Source organism: Bacteroides sp. 1001302B_160321_D4, assembly GCF_015667765.1.
Classification (GTDB): Bacteria; Bacteroidota; Bacteroidia; order Bacteroidales; family Bacteroidaceae; genus Bacteroides; species Bacteroides xylanisolvens.
Genome location: NZ_JADPLO010000020.1, coordinates 1 through 19,903, shown reverse-complemented (window position 1 = coordinate 19,903; position 19,903 = coordinate 1). Strand labels below are relative to the sequence as shown.

At 41.0% G+C, this 19,903-nt stretch carries 7 protein-coding genes and 1 pseudogene; all 8 read right to left on the bottom strand.

Annotation, left to right across the window (positions count from 1 at the left end):
- Window positions 1-345 precede the first annotated feature (345 nt).
- The 8 genes and pseudogenes from KFO40_RS09935 to KFO40_RS09900 all read right to left on the bottom strand — a co-directional run bounded on the left by KFO40_RS09935 (window position 346) and on the right by KFO40_RS09900 (window position 19,325).
- Window positions 346-2,292 (bottom strand): glycoside hydrolase family 97 protein, encoded by a 1,947-nt coding sequence (locus KFO40_RS09935; RefSeq protein ID WP_120144518.1) that lies wholly within the window; start codon window positions 2,290-2,292, stop codon window positions 346-348.
- Window positions 2,293-2,395: 103 nt separating this feature from the next.
- Entirely contained in the window at window positions 2,396-4,753 is a 2,358-nt protein-coding gene (locus KFO40_RS09930; RefSeq protein WP_199722839.1) for a GH92 family glycosyl hydrolase, read from the bottom strand.
- 10 nt (window positions 4,754-4,763) lie between these two features.
- Entirely contained in the window at window positions 4,764-5,555 is a 792-nt protein-coding gene (locus tag KFO40_RS09925; protein ID WP_211146311.1) for a basic secretory family protein, read from the bottom strand.
- Between the two features lie 13 nt (window positions 5,556-5,568).
- On the bottom strand, window positions 5,569-7,911 hold the full coding sequence (locus KFO40_RS09920; protein WP_211146310.1) for a GH92 family glycosyl hydrolase: 2,343 nt from the start codon (window positions 7,909-7,911) through the stop codon (window positions 5,569-5,571).
- Window positions 7,912-7,917: 6 nt separating this feature from the next.
- On the bottom strand, window positions 7,918-10,203 hold the full coding sequence (locus KFO40_RS09915) for a GH92 family glycosyl hydrolase (protein WP_117610956.1): 2,286 nt from the start codon (window positions 10,201-10,203) through the stop codon (window positions 7,918-7,920).
- 306 nt (window positions 10,204-10,509) lie between these two features.
- Window positions 10,510-12,132: a RagB/SusD family nutrient uptake outer membrane protein gene (locus tag KFO40_RS09910; RefSeq protein ID WP_211146309.1), complete on the bottom strand. Its 1,623-nt coding sequence runs from the start codon at window positions 12,130-12,132 to the stop codon at window positions 10,510-10,512.
- A gap of 27 nt (window positions 12,133-12,159) precedes the next feature.
- Complete coding sequence (locus KFO40_RS09905; protein WP_055235515.1) at window positions 12,160-15,297, bottom strand: SusC/RagA family TonB-linked outer membrane protein; 3,138 nt, start codon at window positions 15,295-15,297, stop codon at window positions 12,160-12,162.
- Window positions 15,298-15,762: 465 nt separating this feature from the next.
- A pseudogene (locus KFO40_RS09900) lies at window positions 15,763-19,325 on the bottom strand (helix-turn-helix domain-containing protein).
- Window positions 19,326-19,903 lie beyond the last annotated feature (578 nt).

The following is a 19,903-nucleotide window of genomic DNA, read 5'->3' as shown; positions in this document are numbered from 1 at the left end:
TGGTTTCAACGCTTGAAACAAGCAGTTTCACGGCATGAAACACTTTGTTTCTCACCGAGGAAACTTTAGTTTCAAGCCTCTGAAACTGCAGTTTCCCCTAATGGAAACTAAAGTTTCCCGCCTTGAAACTAAAAGTATCCCCTGTTGAAACTTCTATTTACATACAAGCTTATATTTATATGCAGGCATGTTCATTTCAAACGGTGATAGATGAATGATTAGGTGACAGGTGGAGAACAATCTATCACCACCCTGAAAGCTCGATGAACAATACGTTTCAGAAGGATGGTGATAGATTGAAAGATGATTTCCATTTTTACGTATGGAAAGTTAGAATATGTGCCATCATTCAATGACAGCTGCAAAGCCACCATTTCTAACCATCTTTATAGCTAGCTGCTCTCCGGCTTTCACCTGGGATGACTTGCAACGATAATCCATCGCCTGACGTCCTGCGTTGATACCATCCTCAAAAGATATCATTTGATAAGAGCGATCTTTATTCAAGAAATCTAACTTTATGGTAAACTCACGTTCCTTTTCACCATTGTTAGTCATTCCTCCTATAAACCACTTATCACCTTTCCGTTTTGCTACAATGACATATTCACCCGCTTTAGCTTCCAGTGCCACAGTCTCGTCCCACGTTACGGGAACTTGTGTAATGAAACGGGTACAATCTTCATTACGATAATAAAGAGTAGGATTATCCGCCAACATCTGCAGACCACTTTCAAAAACCACAAAGAGTGCCAACTGATAAGCGCGTGTTCCGATACTTGCAGCATTGGGACGTTCCGAGCGATACACATTAGGCTGCATACTAATCATCGCTCCGGGAGTATAATCCATCGGACCGACAGCATTACGCATAAACGGTAAATACAGACTATTATCCGGATAACAACCGCCCATTTGTTCCATGCCACGCACTCCTTCGTAAGACAATACATTCGGATATTTATATTCCAGTCCGGCAGGTTTGAAAGAGCCATGAAAATCGACAAACAAATGATGTTTGGCTGCTTCCCGGGCTACCCGTTCGTAATAGTTGACCATCCACTGATCGCTTCTGTCCATAAAATCAATCTTAAGTCCTTTTACTCCCCATTCATTGAAAGTCTTGAAGAGATCAAAATTGTTTTCTACCGTCAACCACGTCAACCAAAGCACAATCCCTACATTTTTTTCTTTGCCATAACGAATCAACTCGTGCAAGTCTACTTTGGGATTAGGCGTATAAGGATCACGTGTACTTTTAGCCCAGCCTTCATCCATAATGATATATGGAATACCAAATTTAGAAGCAAAATCAATGTAATACTTATAAGTATCCAAGTTATAACCGGAAACAAAATTCACATCCGGTCCGTAAGGAGAAGCGTCATTCCACCATTCCCAGCTCACCTGTCCCGGCTTAATCCATGAAACATCCTGAAGTTGATTCTTTTCAGCCAGTTTATAAGTCATTGTATTCTCAATCAACTGCTTATCATTTTTACTTATCACAAAGTAACGCCAAGGATAATTTCTCGTACCTTTTGTTTTAGCAATGTAATCAGCTTCTTGAGTAATCTTCACGCTACGATCACTGTTTTCGGCAAACGCAAGCGGAGCTTTAGGAAAAACAGAGATTGCTCCGTTCGTACCCGTTCCTTTGAGAAACATACATGGATAATCAGCCAGATCCGACTCGCTGATTAATATTTTATAGTCTTTTTGTGTGTCAATCAATACCGGCAAAACAGCTATCCGTTCTTCAGGCTTCCACGCATTACTTTGAACATGTGTGTAAGGTTCCTCATAAGCTGTATGGAAGCCTCCCGGTTGTTGCAAGTGAAGAAGATAATCCGACGGGAAGTTGATAGCAAACTCTTCGTTCATTACTTCAACATCACCTTTTTGTGAAGTAATAAACCGGTAAGCAACTCCATCGTCAAAAGCACGGAATTCTACTGCATAATCTTTAAAGGTCAGTAGCAATTGATTATAACGATTATTGACTTTCGAATATTTCAAAGGAACAATAGGAGTTAATTGCTCGTCGACACTCCATTGCTTCTGACGACGCAACTTAGGGTTCTGTCCCAACACTTGATTTTTCAGAACCAACAAAAGAGAATTGTCTTTCAACAATACATCTCCGTTATAATCTATACTATAATAGATTTTATCCGAGAGATTCAAGGACACTTTCAGCTCTCCATTGGGAGAAATTAACTCTAACTTATTCTGTGCACGAAGTAGTGATGCCAAGCACAAACACACAACTAACAGGAAATATCTTCTCATGATTTAGATATTTAATTAATAATCGTTTTACAATGGCAAATGTAATAAAAACATCACTTCGTACTATCAAACGGACTGGGTAATACTCCTTCAAAAGTTATTTTCACTGGTTTGATATACCCGTTTTCATCAAATTTACCTGATATTTCATTGTCTTTCCAGGCAACGACAAAGAAGGAGCTACCGCTTCATCCGATACCGCACGCTTATAGTTCGGTTTACTGCTCATGACAAAACGTAGTTTCACGCCATCACGTATATCCTCATATTTCAAATAAGATTTGTCATACTTCTTGCCATTCACATACAATTCCTTTACATACACATTCTTCGGCGACCAATTATCTGCTACCATTTCAATCACTTTTCCGTTGCTCATCCGAACTGTTATTGCCTCAACGCAAGGAGAACCGATGTTATACATATTGCTTGAAGGAGCCACCGGGTAAAAGCCAATGCAATTGAACATATACCAAGCCGACATCTGTCCGCAATCGTCATTGCCACTTAATGCATCCGGAGTATCGCCATAGAAACGTTCAGCAATCGTCCGTACCCACTTCTGACATTTCCAAGGTTCTTTCAAGTAATTATAAAGATACGCTACATGATGGCAAGGTTCATTTCCATGCCAATAGGCTCCGATACGGCCTTGAATATCATGTGCTCCCGGAATGTCATCCGGCAGCTCTACTGTGAACAGTTCATCCAACCGGTTGCGGAACCAATCTTCGCCAGCTTCGTTCATATATCCTTGTACATCTTGTGGTACGTACCAGGTATATTGTACAGTAAAGCCTTCCGTAATATCCCCCCATCCATTTACAGATCCGGGTCCCTGATAAGCTACCGGAGTAAACGGTGTACGCCAGTTTCCCTGACTGTCCTTGCCACGCATATACTTCGTTTCCGGATCAATCAAAGTCTGATAAGAGAGTGCACGATTCAAGAAATAACGATAATCATCCTCTTTACCCAAAGCCTTGGCAGCCTGTGCCATGCAATAATCATCATACGCATATTCCAATGTTTTAGATACTGACTCCGCCTCTTTATCGAAAGGCACATATCCCATCATACGATATTCCGGCAAACAGTCATAATTCGGATTCATCGCCGTGGTCTTCATAGCCTCATACGCACGTTCGTAATCGAATCCTTTCACTCCCTTCACAATCATGTCAGCCAATACGGAAACTGCATGATAACCAATCATACACCAAGTCTCATTTCCATAAAACGACCAGATAGGAAGCATTTTCTCCACACTCTTATCATAATGAGCCAACATGGAATTGGCAATATCGGCATTCACTTCCTGCTGCACCAGATTGAACCAGGGATGCAAAGCCCGGTAGGTATCCCAAAGAGAGAATACCGTATAGTTGATAAATCCTTCGGCTTTCTCTATATTTTTATCTAATCCGCGAAACTGCCCGTCTGCATCCTGAAAGATGAACGGATGCAAAGCCGCATGATAAGCCGACGTATAGAATGTTCTTTTCGTTTTACGGTCGGCAGTAAGGGTATATTTTCCAAGTTCTTTTTCCCATAGTGCTTCTCCTTTAGCTTTCAGATCATCGAAAGTGAGTCCAGCAAGTTCCGCCATATTGTTTTTTGCCCCGTTTGTGCTGACCGATGAAATAGCAGTTTTTACAATCACTTCCTCTCCGGCTTTCGTATCAAAAGAGATGCAAGCCATCAGATTCTTTCCCCAAGCTTCATAGCTGCTACGAAACCGGGAGGTATTGTAAATCACCGGTTTCTTATTCTGCATAAAGCGCAAGCCGGTCAACTTTTTAGAGAAAGTAGCCGTGAAATAAATATGCCGTTCCGGTCCCCAACCTTTCACCAGTTTATATCCGGTGATGGTAGAATCATTTTCCATGCGCAGATTTGCCCATTCACAAGATTGCCATAAAGTATGGTTCATATCGATCATAATAAAAGCTTTATCCGATTGAGGATAGGTGAAACGAAACATACCACTACGTACCCCTGACGTCATTTCAGCCTTTACTCCATAATCTGACAGTTCCACCGCATAATAATTAGGTGATGCCCATTCCTTTTCATGAGAATAACGTGAACGGTATCCCTTTTCCGGCTCCTCACGTGTCCCCGGATCCAGTTTCATCTCTCCTGTTCCGGGAATAAACAAGAAGTCTCCCAAATCAGGTATACCAGTCCCGCTTAAATGAGTCAGACTGAACCCCAACAAGGTGGAATGATTATATTTATAACCGGAAGCCGCATCATAGTATTTACTATCCGTGTCCGGACTCATCTGAATTCCCCCGAAAGGAATCTGCGCACCCGGATACACATTACCATAACCATCTGTTCCCACAAATGGATTCACATAATCAATCAGTTTCTCGGTTTGAGCCATGCCTGGCAAAATACTCACCAGGCACAGCCATACTAAAAACAATCCTCTTTTACCCATTACACTCACCATATTTACATTATTATGCTTGTATATCACCTACAGCGACCTGATACTCATGCCATAATTCGTCAATATTATATTCATTCCCTAAAATATGTTTGATAGCACCATCGAACGACCAAGGCACCACCTCCAACGTACTGCGATTGAACTTACGCAGGAATTCAGGATCTTTGTTATCACGCAACCAGACAAAGAAATAACCGGCTGTACGATAACCGTCCATATAGTTCCCGCCTTTCGGACGGGCATTCGGTCCGTCAAATCCTCCATTGGCAACCCGCACAGCATCTGCCATTCCCTCGATAAATGCCCAGAACACACGATTGGTTCCATAAGAACCGATTCCTTGCGGTTCCAGCTGATAAGCATGTGTCAGTTCATGCAACAATACCCCGCGTGTTTCGAAAAACAACTTTGCCGTATCATTCGCTGCAAAAGATTTTTCAATATGACGTGTACTGTAGAAAATCGTCACATCACCATTGCCACCGCCTTTAGCAGAAATACCGTTGATATCTTCCAAAGTATAATGTATCTTGTGCACTGCGGGAATACTATCTTCCGGAGAATTGTAAAGAGTAGCTAATACAGTACGTGCCTGTTCCTTGATATACGATTCAGCATCGGGAATGATCCGGTGGTAAATGTCCGATCCCAGCGTTTCCGGTGCTTTATCCTCAAACAATACAGCACCTGTATTGTACTCTTTCCATACATCAGTATCCTTCACCTGTTTTTGCACACTTGCAGCACAAGCCCCCATACCTACCAGCAGGCAGGCTGCATAGATTAAATGTATCTTTTTCATACTCCTTTATTGATTATTCGTTGATTCCGTTAGTTAATGAATAAGGTTTATCCTCCGGTGATAATCCGCGACGTTTGTTAGGTGACGCCCCCATCTTGAATTCAAGCACGCCTCCTTTCAAAATGTCTTCATGTGTAATGTACATCTTGTCGTATACCTTACCGTTCAATTTCAGCGACTGCACGTAACGTTTCTTATCGCTGACACCCGGCGCTTTGATCTCCAATGTCTTTCCATTAGGAAGCGTCATCTTCAGATAAGGCAGGTAGGGCGCTCCCAATACATACTGGTCTGTACCAGGACAAACCGGATAGAAGCCCATCACGGAGAAAAGGTACCATGCTGACATCTGTCCGCAATCATCATTTCCACCCAATCCGTTAATATCATTCTTATACATCTTATTCAGAATCTCACGCAGCCAGTACTGTGATTTCCACGGCTGGGAAGTCCACGCATATAGATAAGGAACATGGTGGCTCGGTTCATTACCATGCACATATCCGCCGACCAAACATTCTTCCGTAATATCCTCATTATGCTCATAGTACTTCTCCGGCAGATGCATGGAGAACAGTTCATCCAGTTTCTGCACGAACGTCCCTTCTCCTCCCATCAAGTCGATCATGCCAAATACATCGTGTGGCACATGAAAAGAGAAATTCCATGAATTGCCTTCGATAAAACCTTCACCATAGGTTTGCAATACATCAAACTCTTTCTTGAAAGAACCGTCACTATAACGGGGACGTGCAAAACCAATACTTGTATCATAGATAGTACGATAATTGAGGGCACGCTTTCGGTAAGTCTCCGCTATTTCCTTGTTACCTGCCTTCAAAGCTGTCTGATAGATAGTCCAATCGTCGTATGCATACTCCAAAGTAGAAGAAGCTGCTGTACCACTTTTGTCAAGCGGAATATATCCCAGCTTCATATAATCAGCTATACCTTCATAATACGGAACGGTGGATGTACTGACCATTGCCGCCAATGCCTCATCCACATTCGAAAAGACGCCTTTGGTTATTGCATCCGCCAGTACAGACACAGCATGATAACCGCTCATACACCAGTTTTCATTTCCCATCAGACTCCATATCGGCAACATTCCGTGCACGCTTTGTTGCTCATGTTTAATCATGGATTCCACCATATCCGCATTGCGTCCCGGTTTCACCAGATTCAGGAAAGGATGTTCCGCACGATAGGTATCCCAAAGGGAAAATATAGTATAGTTGGTGAATCCTTCCGCCCGGTGTATGTTATGATCCAGCCCACGATAGGAACCGTCTACATCCATATACACAGACGGATTAATCATGGTGTGGTAAAGAGAAGTATAGAACATTGCTTTCTGATCGGGCGTACCTTCGATCTCGAAATGCTCCAGTTCACTATTCCAATCTGTACGAGCAGCCTCCGCCAACTGTTCGAAACTCTTTCCGGAAGCCTCGGCACGCAGATTCTTAATGGCCCCTTCCGTACTGACTGCCGACAATGCCACTTTTACAACCAGTTCCGAATTGTTAGCGGTATCGAAGTTAAAGTAAGCCACGATTTTTCGACCTGTGATTTCAGGGAAGTTCTTTTCCAACTTAAAACGACGCCAAAAGCCATTGTACAATACTTTTTCCTTATCCTTATATCCGTAGTCTTTAATCGGCTGTGACAAAGAGATAGCAAAATAGGTATAATTCGTACGCGCCCATCCATTGGTGATACGATATCCGGTCAACAGAGTATCGTTTTCGACTCTCAAATTGGCCCATAGAACTTTGCCGTCATAATTATAAATACCATGCACCAGATCCAAAATCAAATGACCATCTTTTCCTTTCGGGAAGGTATATTTATGTATACCCGTCCGTTGTGTTGCTGTCAGTTGGGCCTTAATGCCATAATCGTCCAGTATCACTTCATAATATCCGGGAACAGCTTTTTCTGTAGCATGGTCAAAACGTGAACGGTATCCCTCTTCCGGATAATCCGCCCGACCGGGATTTAACTTCACATCGCCAACAGCAGGCATCAACAAGATGTCTCCCAAGTCAGAATGTCCCGTACCACTAAGATGAGTGTGACTGAAGCCAACAATGGTCTTGTCCCTATATTGGTAACCGGCACAATACTCGTAGGCATTTTTCTGATAAGCTCCATTTACATTATGCGGAATTGTGTCTGTGTCCGGACTCAACTGTACCCATCCGAAAGGAGTACAAGCACCGGGAAAAGTGTGCCCCATCCCATTGGTCCCGATAATCGGATTCACATAGTCTACCGGCTGTTGAGCTATGGCGGACAAAGTTGCTGCCGCCATAGTCATCATCAATACTTTCTTTCTCAAATTATTCATATCAGCTTACTTTGCGTCACGAGAGAATGAATACGGGAAGTCTGATTCGTTGATACCTCTTCCCTTATTCGGTTTGTTATCCATATCAAACACCAGACGACCGCCTTTCAACAGATCGAAATGGTTCAGATAATTCTTTGTATAATTCTTGCCATTATAATTCAATGAACGAATATAACGATTATCATCGTTATTCTTCGGGGCGGAGATTTCCAGTTTCTTGCCGTTCTCCAGTGTAATCGTTGCTTTCTTGAAGTAAGGAGCTCCCATTACATATTCATTGCTGCCGGGACATACCGGATAAAATCCCAATGCAGTAAATACATACCAAGCCGAAGTCTGACCGTTATCTTCATCTCCACAATAACCGTCCGGAGTAGGAAGATAGAGGCGGTTCATCGTCTCACGCAACCAATATTGGGCTTTCCAAGGTTCGCCGGCATAGTTATACAAATAGATCATGTGCTGGATAGGTTGGTTGCCATGTGCATAGTTACCCATGTTAGCAATTTCCATTTCACGAATCTCGTGAATCACTCCTCCATAATAGCTATCATCAAATACAGGAGGAAGATTGAATACAGAATCAAGCATACTGACAAACATCTTCTTGCCGCCCATCAGATCAACCAGTCCTTGTACATCGTGGAATACCGACCATGTATAATGCCAACTATTTCCTTCCGTAAAGGCATCTCCCCATTTAAAAGGATTGAAAGGAGTCTGGAAAGTTCCGTCGGAATTCTTTCCCCGCATCAACTTAGTTTCCGGATCGAACAGATTACGGTAGTTCTGACTCCTTTTCTTATAAACATCCAGTTCTTCTGCCGGACGACCTAATTTTTCACCCATACGGTAGATGCACCAGTCATCGTATGCATATTCCAATGTGCGTGCCGCATTCTCATTAATTTTCACATCGTATGGCACATAGCCCAGTTTGTTATAATATTCATATCCACGGCGTCCGGTAGTAGAAACTTTCGGATGTACGCTATTGGCCCCTTTCAGTAGACCTTCATACATTTTTTCTGCATCCGCTTTGGTTATATTCTTCATGAAAGCATCCGCCACTACAGAAGCAGAATTGTTCCCAACCATGCAACCACGATGGCCCGGACTGGCCCATTCAGGAAAGAATCCACTTTCAAGATAGGTATTCAACAGACCTGCCTGCATCTTCTCACCCATTGAAGGATATATCAAATTAACAAATGGAAACAAGCAACGGAAAGTATCCCAGAATCCAGTGTCGGTAAACATATATCCCGGACGGATTTCACCATTATAGGGGCTGTAATGCACAGTTTCCCCCTTACCGTTTACCTCGTAAAACATACGAGGAAACAACACCGAACGATACAAACAAGAGTAGAACGTACGCATACGGTTCTCATCGCTGTCTTCAACCTTGATACGCCCCAAGACATTGTTCCATGCCTTACGACCGGCCTCTTTTGTCTGTTCGAAAGTCTTATTTCCAATTTCTTTCAAATTCAGTTCAGCCTGTTCAGGACTGATGAATGAGGATGCCACCTTTGCATGTACCTGTTCTCCTTTCTTCGTTGAAAATCCGATAGCAGCACCCACGTGATTGGATTGTAGTTCGAGATGTGTTTCAACCAAATGATAGTCTGCCCATACTTTATTGAAAGTAAAAGGCTTGTCGAACTCTATCACAAAGTAATTCTTAAAGTTTTGAGGAACACCGCCACTATTGCGTGTCGTATAACCAACTATTTTATTTTCTTCGGGAATCACCTTCACATACGAACCGCGGTCGAAAGCATCTACCACCACATAGGCATCGGAGGTTTCAGGGAAAGTGAAACGGAAATATGCGCAACGTTCCGTCGGAGCTATTTCAGTTGTCATGTCATACTCTGACAAATAAACACTATAATAATAAGGAGTGGCTTTCTCTGCCTTATGAGAGAACCAGGAAGCACGACTGTCCTGATCGATCTTCAACTGTTTAGTCATCGGCATGATTGAGAACTGACCGTAGTCATTGATCCACGGACTAGGCTGATGGGTTTGCTTGAAACCTCTGATTTTGTCGGATGCATAAGTGTAAGCCCAACCGTCACCCATCTTTCCGGTTTGTGGCATCCAGAAGTTCATTCCCCAAGGCAACGCGATGGCAGGATATGTATTCCCATTAGATAGTGATATTTTCGAATCAGTTCCCATTAAAGGATTCACATAGTCTACCGGTTGCTTTTGCGCAAAGGTAGAAGAAGCTCCCAATAGCAGGGCTATTGCGAAAGATAGTAGTTTCTTTTTATTCATGGTCTACGAATTAAGCTATTAATTAGATTATCAAGTCTTTTTTATTTACGTTACAAATTAAAGCATCTTTCTGTAATTATCAGTCCTCTGATACGCCAAAATAAGAAAAAAAATAGCATATGGTCAACCAAAGGATACGAGCGTCAACGAGAGTACAAGTTAAACAAGTGAGAATCAGGATGTAATATTTATGTGCATACCACGAGAGTACAACCGGAGGACTAACTGTTTAAGCAATAGAGAGAGGATAATTTGCCTTTACCCTCTCTCCAATTCTATCAGAAACAAATATTTATTATTACCTAATTAATTCCATCCCGGGTTCTGATGTCCTTCCAACGCAGGATTAGCCTGAATTTCATCTAACGGGATAGGCCATAACAAAGCATATTCAGGAATGGCGCCGGCTCTTGTGCTTCCATCGGGCTTGTTTTGGATTTGAGCCGATGCAAGAGCAGTCCATTTCAATTTTCCTTCTGTAGATGCTTCCGGATACAAACGAGTACGGCGAATGTCATCCCAAATCTTAAATTCCAACGGTAACTCATGTAAACGTTCAGTCAAAATCGATTGTATTAAATCATTTCCTGTAGCCGTCTCATCTGCCAATCCAGCACGTTTACGCACTTGATTGAGATAATATTTAGCTCCACCGACAGCATTATCTTCATGATTTGTACGTGCCAAACCTTCGGCCGCAATCAGCAAGACTTCCGCAAAACGGAATACCGGCATATTATAATCACCATCGTGACCACTAATCAAGGCATTTTCATCAAACCATGCCCAGTTGCCTGCATTATTCAAAGTATGAGTATTTCCTTCAGCATCGGTATATTGCTTAAAGAAGAACTGTTTCTCATGTCCTCGAATATCATTAGAGGCATAGCTGTTAAGCAACATATCACAGGGAAGGTATGCATTATACAGCACGTCTCCTCCCGGATGGAACACTCCCCACTGAAAAGCATCTGTACCAATAGAACGACAAGCATAAGAGTTACCTACACTATAATCACTATAATTATATTCTTTAGCATAAATGATTTCAGCTGATTCTTTCGTTGTCTTAATCACATTATACGCAGAGTTCAAATCATCAGTCGTTCCATTCGGATGAATAAGTCCGTGAGGACTATCATTAATCACTTTCAATGCCATCTGTGCAGCTTTTCCATAATAGTCTGCCCCCCCGTTTAACGGTGCACCAGCCCATTGTAGATAAACTTGTGCCAGCAAAGTCTGCGCCATTGCTCTGGTAACATAACAGCCATTTTCATAGAACGTTTTATTCGGCAATGCATCCCCGTTAACAATATCCAGCAAGTCGGCTTCAATTTTCTTATAAACCTCTTCAGCAGAAAGACGTTCTTTGTACATACCTTCTGTAGATGTGTAAGGTTCTGAAATATAAGGAACACCACCAAATTCTTTGACCAGCCAAAAATATCCGTATGCACGGAAGAATTTACCTTGAGCCACATAATTATTAATAGTAGCTTCATCCAGCACCCCGGTCATTGTCGGAATATTGGCTATAACAAAGTTGGCACGTGAAATACCTTTATAAAACTCATGCCAGTATTTCATTGCAATATCATCAAAAGATTCAATATTGAAGTTACACCCTTCGGATGCCGTAGTAAATGTTCTATCCTTACGCTTATCAACGTACAATCCGGACACAATACCACCCCACATTGTCGCTTTAGGAGTCCAGCCACCGCCTACATCAGTGTTGTGTAAATAAGGTACACCACCGAAATACAATGCGTTCACACCCGACTCCGCATCAGCTTTCGTCTTCCAGAATTGGTCAGATGATTTCATATCCAATGGTTCTTCTTTCAGGAAATCGTCGCATGAATTCAGCAACACAGAAAGTGAACACATACAAAATACAGATATATATACTTTTAATAGTTTCATAATTCTTATGGTTTTTATAACGGTGAATTAAAATGCTACATTAAGACCGAACGTAAACGTTCTCGGACGCGGATAGGTGAAGAATTGGCGGTTAGCCCCCCATTTGTTGTCACCTAAACGAGATGAGTTATCCGGATCGTATCCGTTATAGTCCTTAGAAGTAATCAGGAACGCGTTATTCACATTTGCATACAAACGCAATGAAGACAGACCGATCTTCTTAATCAGTGTTGGATTGAAGGTATATCCGAGCTGAATCATGTTACAACGCAAATAAGAACCATTGCAAACCCAGTCATCATCTGCCTGGTTATTAGCTCCCTGACCAAAGTTATTCAGACGAATTGCCTGTTCTTTACCCGACGGATTGAGAGTTGGATGCCATGCTTCCTTATAAAGACGGTCTATACCATTAGTCAGGAAACGGGCTACAGTAGAGTGATAATATTCTTGCATCACGTCTACCCCCCATGTAAACTGGAAGTCTAAAGTCAAATCGAAACCTTTATAATTGAAGGTATTGATAAATGAGCCCATCCAGTCAGGTAATCCGTTACCGATAATTTCGCGTTTCTTATAAGTTACCTTTTCACCGATAGTGGAAGGTATGTTCATTGTCTCCGGATCCCAGTTAGACGGAATACCATCGTAAATACCGGCACGCTTATAACCATAGAAAGAAGAAAGCTCTTCACCTTCACGGATCAACATATCGTAACCCACAAAACCATCGGTTGTAATCTGACGCTTACCGGTGACAGGATCAACAGATGCACTTTCATCCAGTTTCTCTACACGATTTTTGTTGAAACCTAAATTAAGAGTGGAAGTCCATTGGAAATCATGTGTCTGAATAGGATATGCTGTAACCAGAATATCTAAACCACGATTGGAAACGGCTCCAATATTATCCATAATGGAAGAGTAACCTGTTGATTCAGGAACCGGACGGTCGAGCAACAAATCCGAAGTATACTTATAATAATAGGAAATATCGAAATTCAGTCTGTTATTGAATAAACCCAACTCGAATCCTAAGTCCCACTGTCCTGTCTTTTCCCATTTCAGGTCCGGATTAGGCATATTGTCCAGATAAGACACTACGTGCAGAGCATCACCAATGATCGTATTCGACTGGCTCACCGTAGCCAATGATTTATATGTACCAATTTCCGAATTACCTGTCAGACCGTAAGAAGTATGTAATTTCAGCTTGCTGATCAATGAGTTATCTTTCAAGAAGTCTTCATTAGAAATCATCCAACCCAAGCCGACTGACGGGAAAAATGCATATTTATTGTTCTGTCCGAATTTGGAAGAGCCATCATAACGACCGGTTACGGTAGCCATATACTTGTTGTCATAAGAATATGCCAGACGCAAGAAATAAGAGTTCATCGCCCACTTGTCGTAATCATTGCCTACAGAAGGACGGTTCGTTCCGGAACCTAAATTATAATATCCGTAGAAGTCATCAATATACTTACTGTCGGAAGCTTCGAATTTGGTATAATTATACTCTTGCCAAGACATACCCGCCATTGCATTAATGTGATGTTTGTTTATATCTTTCACATAAGTCAAATAGGTTTCTTCCTGCCAATACAAAGAGTTGGAGTTATTTGCAGAAGCTGCTCCCTCGGAACTTTGATTAATCATCGGACGCGGAGTAAATGGCGTATAGTTAGCATCACGATTATTGTGGTAGTCGATACCGAACTGGGTCTTCAAATCCAATCCTTTCATGAGATGGAAAGTCAAAGCAGCATTACCAAAAATCTGCGTACGATATTGCATAGCCTGCATCCGTTCGAGCAACTCAACGGGATTACCTACACCTTCCGGGCTGAATCCTTGTTTTCCGCTATTAGGATCAGTCTGATTATTGAGAATAGAGCTTGTATTAATAATGTTCGTCTGCGTATATTCACCATCCAGCTTAACCGGTAAGAAAGGCAACTGTTCGATCATTGTACGCAATGCGCCTTGTCCGTAAGGGTTATCAGAAGTTCTATTACCCCAAGTATGATTTACTAATAAATTAACGGAAGTAGACAGCCAATCAGTCGGTTTGTCATCATACGCCAATTTTGCATTGATACGTTTAAAGTAAGAATTCAACAAAATACCCTGTTGATCGGTATAATTGATGAATGCTCCGATAGAAGATCCTTCTCCTGTACGTTGGATACTGATCTGATGGTTATGAGAGATGGCAGTGCGGGATGCTTCATCCTGCCAGTTGGTATTATATTTCGGAGAACCGTCTGCATTGAACAAACGTTCGTCTGTGAATATCTGTGACAGATCAGTTGTGAAGTTCTTGCCTTGAAATTCGTTGGCATTTTCCAATCCCTGCTTGAAGGTAGACATCCATTCGTTAGCATCCATTACATCTATTTTTCTAGCCATCTTACCGATAGACAATGAACCATCATAGGAAACATGGACTCCTTTTCCTGCATTACCGCGCTTGGTAGTCACCATGATAACACCATTCGCACCACGGGCACCATAGATGGCAGCAGAGGAAGCATCTTTCAATACTTCGATAGATTCGATATCATTCGGATTAAGCAATTCGAAGTTTGACATCACCACTCCATCTACTACGTACAGCGGTGATGCCGACGCGTTGATAGTAGAAATACCACGAATGATGACACGTGATTCTCCACCCGGCTGACCGGTATTAGAGAAGATATTCACACCGGCCACTTTACCCTTCAATCCGTCAAGCGCATTGAATGATTGTGCTTTCAGCATGTCTTTACCTTTGGCTGTGGAAATGGAACCCGTCAAGTCTGATTTGCGCATGGTACCATAACCTACAACGACTACTTCGTCCAGTGCTTTCGTATCCGATTGCAGAACTACGTTCAGAACATTACTCTTTAATTCCGAGACTTTAAATTCTTGTGTGATATAACCAATATACGAAAACACCAAGGTGGCATTGGAAGGAACAGAGAGAGTGTATTTACCGTTAATGTCAGTGATTGTTCCTGTACTACCGTTTTTAACTTTCACCGTACCACTGATAACCGCCTCTCCCTGATCATCGGTTACCGTACCGGAGATTGATTTTACAGATTGAGCATTCATGCCCAAACTCAACATCATACCTATTACAAATAAGGTAAGATACTTTAGTTTTTCATTCATAATTCCTTTAAATTTGATTAGTAATAAGGTTAATTCCCTTTAAATTGTTGCAAATAAAGGCTATTCGAATAAAAGTCCAATGCTCTACCTTGCCAAAAAAACGGCAAAATAAAGACACAAATTTAAAGCACAGAATGGTAAATTAGAGCACAGATTAACACACTAATAATCAATACAATAAAATCGACAAAAGGAATTTAGAGCACAAGGTTGTGACAAACAAAGGTTCTTAATCAAATTCCGTGCTAGTAAAGCTCATTGAAAGGCCGATGGATAAAGGGATATCGGCATATTAGAAATAGCAAATAAATTATCCAAACTATATGCATCTTAAAGTACTCCGGAATAGCCATGAATAAGGTAATTGAACATAAATAAGTAGCACGGAATTTGAAGAAGAATCCAAACAAATAAATAATAATGTTTCCCAACTAATCACCTATACGAAAGAATTTAACCTGACAATCAGCATACCTTTCGCTGTTCCCGATAATCTTTCGGTGTCATCCCGAACCGACGGGTAAACTCTTTATAAAAATAAGACCGGCTGGAAATACCGACCTCCATAATAACATCTTGAATAGAAAGTTCTTCATCAAGTAACAGGCGGGCTGCCTTTTCCATACGGTAACTCTTTATTAAATCACCGGGAGCAGTATTGGAAATTTCCTTGAATTTACGATAGAACTGACGGGAACTCATTGCCATACGATCAGCGATCAACGTTGAGCCCAGTTCTTCCTTGTCCAGGTTTTCTTCAATCACCTTTAACAATTTACGAATAAAATCAGCTTGTTCGGTAGTTGTACAGACAATCTGTCCCGCCAAATCTCCCAGTTCCTCCATATATATCTGCTTCGCTTCCCGCTTTCCATAAATAGCATTATGGACAACTTCCCGCAAGAATAATATATCATAAGGAAGTACAATATAAGAATCAGACCACAAGATCAGTTCCCGCTGAATGGCCGAACCAACTTTCCAGGTTAACAATGGAATAAAAGCTGTCTTTGAAAGCAGAGTACGATTCCGGCTAACATACTCCATAAAAGTACTTTCAGCATTGGCATACATTGTCATATCCACTAATAATAGAGCCGGAGCCGACCGACGAATTTCGTCAAAAGCAAGCTGCACACTCTTTACTTGATGAACCACGTATTCATCAGCCAGGAAATTACTAATCAACCAAGTCATTTCATCTCTGTCTTCCAACAAAAGCACAGTTTTTTTCCCTTGTTCACCTGCCACTGTCAAGACTGCCGGTTCAAAGATAATCGTCAACCGACTACCACTCTCATCATCATCATAACGAAGAACGGCATGAATACGTTCCAAAGCCGACCGTACAAAACCTAAAAGTAAATGCACAGCAAACACATGATCGGAATCTTTCTCCGTCACTGAAGAAGCTTTATCTGAAAGATATTCATACAACGCTTTCGCAGTAGCATCTTTAGAAGAAAAATGTAGCTGCATCTTACCATCCTGTTCTGACATTTCTACTATTACGCCATGAGTACCTTTCATTTCAGTAATCCGGAGATAGCAGCAATAAAGAATACTGTATAATGCATTCTTGTAAACTGGAAATGTTAAGTGTTCCGGAATCATTGACGATATAGAAGAATGATCAATCCCTTGTTCTTCCAACGTACGTAACACCTCTTGAGAAACTCCCTGTATACTCATACGTGCAGAAACAATAAACCGATCCGGAAAGAATTGTTTAAGTTCTTCCAAAAACAGAGCGTCAGGATTAAGAAGTGCGTTCATCACAGTTTCGCGTATCAGTGACACTTTCTCAAGACATTGCTCATAAGAAAGATTCTCTGCACGCAATTGGTCACAATAATTATAAATAAGAGTAAAATCTTCAAGCATCCTACGGTTTGTATATACAGTCTCGGATTTCCGGCAACTTTCTGTCCCCATCAGTGTTTTCATCATCCGTTCCTGAAGATAGTTTTTACGTAGTAAATATATCACGTACCCTAACAGCAACAAGAAAATGACCAAATAAACAAAATAAGCCGCCACCGATCGATACCAGGGAGAAAGGATATATACCGGAATAGAAAAATGCCGATATTCCGTATCAAATACATCCCTCTTATAGCGTACCTTAAAGATATAATCACCTGCCGGCACTCCTGTATATGAGGCTTCATTAATACTACTAAAAGAGGTCCAATCCTTATCATATCCTTCCAACTGGTAAGAATATTCTATATCTTCTCCTGATAAAAAATCCGGAACAACAAAAGAAAGTGCAAATGAAACCTCCGTCCCCTTCAACTGTAATGCCTTACCATCGTCTGTATAGTAATCTCCATCCCCCTGAACCACTTGCGTATGTCCAACAGTCAACTTACGTAACAAAATATCCGGATAAAATTCCGGAGCAGCCTGCACCTCTTTATCCAGATAAAGTAACCCGTCAATCCCACCGAAAAAAAGCTCCTGTGTATATGGACACATGTAATAAGCATCATCGCTAAACTCACCGATTTGAACACCTGCACTGTAAAAGTAGGCATGTGATGAGCCATTTATCGGATTGTATTTAATCAGCCCCCGATTCGTACCAAGCCATAAGAGTCCGTTCTCATCTTCAAGTACACCATGAATCATATCATTGAGCAAACCTTGCTCCCGTCCGACATAGGTAGCTTTCATCTGTTTTCCATTAGAATTCAGACATACCAATCCTGATGTTGTCCCTACATATAACAACCCTTCTTTGGTCCGATACAGGCTGAGCACATCGTCTACCGACTTATGAAGCATTTCTTTCAAAGAAATCACTTTATATTCTTCAGTCCGCTTATCAAACCGTACGAGTCCTTTCTCCCGACTGCCAAGCCACAAAATAGAATCCCCTTCGGGCAACATTGGATAGAACATCGTAATTTCTCGCTGACCGTGAAAAAAATGATAACTTTTCTGCGACTTGAAACGAATGGTACCTGCCTGCTTAAGTTAGATGACAGTTGATTGAGCATCAAATTGGTGGCAATAGAATATTTCTTAGCATACATAATCGTTCCTTGTCCGTCCGAAGCAACCCATAAGACATTCTGATGAGGATCTCGATAAATACTATATATACGTACATTCCGGTCGACCACTTCTTCTTTATATTTTTGTGAAGTACGGAGACGGACTAACCCATTCGTTCGAAAACCAATAATAATATCTTCATAGAAAAGGGCTATTCCTGCAATAGTTCCATTCTTCTGCACTAATGAAGAAAGGTTACGAATATAAATTTTAGATTGTCGGGAAATATCATAAACATAAAGATCATGCTCACTATCGATAAAACAGAGAACGCCATTCTGATAAAAGACATCTTCAATAGGTTTCGCATGAAAATTAGTAGATGAAACAGTTGAATGAATTGATAATGTGTCACAATCAAAAGCATCCTGCGAAACCTGTAACAGCTCCCCTGTTTGTTGGGTGAAAATCCACAAAACACCATCATCCGTTACGAACGCCCGTTTATCCATATCCTCTACGGGTACTTTCAGATTCTTAATCTGTACAAATCGTTTATAAGATGTATTATAGTAGAAAATTCCACCATGACTCACCACCCATGTGTTTCCTTTAGAATTGGAATGTAGATAATAATCATCTGTAAAGTCATAATATCCGACAACTTGCCGTGAATTCTGTGAAAGACGATTAATCCCCAAATGAGTAGAAATCCACAAACAATTATTATCCGCCTGCTGAATAGAATGGATTACGTTGTTACTCAAAGCCTTGGGAGCTGAAAAATCGGAACGGAAAACTTCCATGCTTCTGCCGTCATAACAATTGACTCCATCGTAAGTACCGAACCACATCAACCCTGTATTGTCTTGAAAAAGACAAAGCACAGCGCTATTAGATAATCCTTGCTGATAATCTACTTTCCGGAAGATATATGAATCTTTACCACCATCTGCCTGACAGATCAATGAATAAATCAATAGAACAAAAGGAAAAATCAAGCGCATTTTCATTGTGTTAATCATTAATATCATCTATTAAATATCAGGCAATCGCTTATATGTTTTGTTTCGCAGTGCGAAAGAAAATAGCCATTAATAATCGATGTCTTTGATTCTCTTTACACAAAGATACGTTTTTATACGGAAAATGCAACTCTATTTTATCAAGTACCTCTATTTTTCAACAATTACTTCACTACTAAGTTCACACAATCTAAGAGTCTGCCTCTTCCATTTTTCAATGATCTCATCATTATAAATAATGCAATCAGTTTTATTTTCATGCCGTACGTTTATCAATATGCATATTTAAGCCATGTGTTTATCATTGATATAAGACCTATAAAGTTGTATACCAATTGATATTCTTGTGGTGTATCTATGCTAACGACGCAGAGAAGTAAGCTTTGTTGATTACTTCTCTCTCAACACTGCTTACTTCTCATGTAATCTATTAATAGAAAAGTTGCTCTTGATTAAGTCCAAACTTTCTTTTTATTAACAGTAAAGTTGCCTTTCATCCCTCAGGGAAAACGCACGAGTGCTAATTGTTTAATAATCAATAGTTCCCTTCTCTTCTCAAAACTTATTTAATGGCAATA

What these genes read in the sequence shown, in the direction of transcription:
- KFO40_RS09935 (WP_120144518.1), bottom strand. Translation starts at nt 2,292, where the DNA reads ATGAGAAGATATTTCCTGTTAGTTGTGTGTTTGTGCTTGGCATCACTA.
- KFO40_RS09930 (WP_199722839.1), bottom strand. Translation starts at nt 4,753, where the DNA reads ATGGTGAGTGTAATGGGTAAAAGAGGATTGTTTTTAGTATGGCTGTGC.
- KFO40_RS09925 (WP_211146311.1), bottom strand. Translation starts at nt 5,555, where the DNA reads ATGAAAAAGATACATTTAATCTATGCAGCCTGCCTGCTGGTAGGTATG.
- KFO40_RS09920 (WP_211146310.1), bottom strand. Translation starts at nt 7,911, where the DNA reads ATGAATAATTTGAGAAAGAAAGTATTGATGATGACTATGGCGGCAGCA.
- KFO40_RS09915 (WP_117610956.1), bottom strand. Translation starts at nt 10,203, where the DNA reads ATGAATAAAAAGAAACTACTATCTTTCGCAATAGCCCTGCTATTGGGA.
- KFO40_RS09910 (WP_211146309.1), bottom strand. Translation starts at nt 12,132, where the DNA reads ATGAAACTATTAAAAGTATATATATCTGTATTTTGTATGTGTTCACTT.
- KFO40_RS09905 (WP_055235515.1), bottom strand. Translation starts at nt 15,297, where the DNA reads ATGAATGAAAAACTAAAGTATCTTACCTTATTTGTAATAGGTATGATG.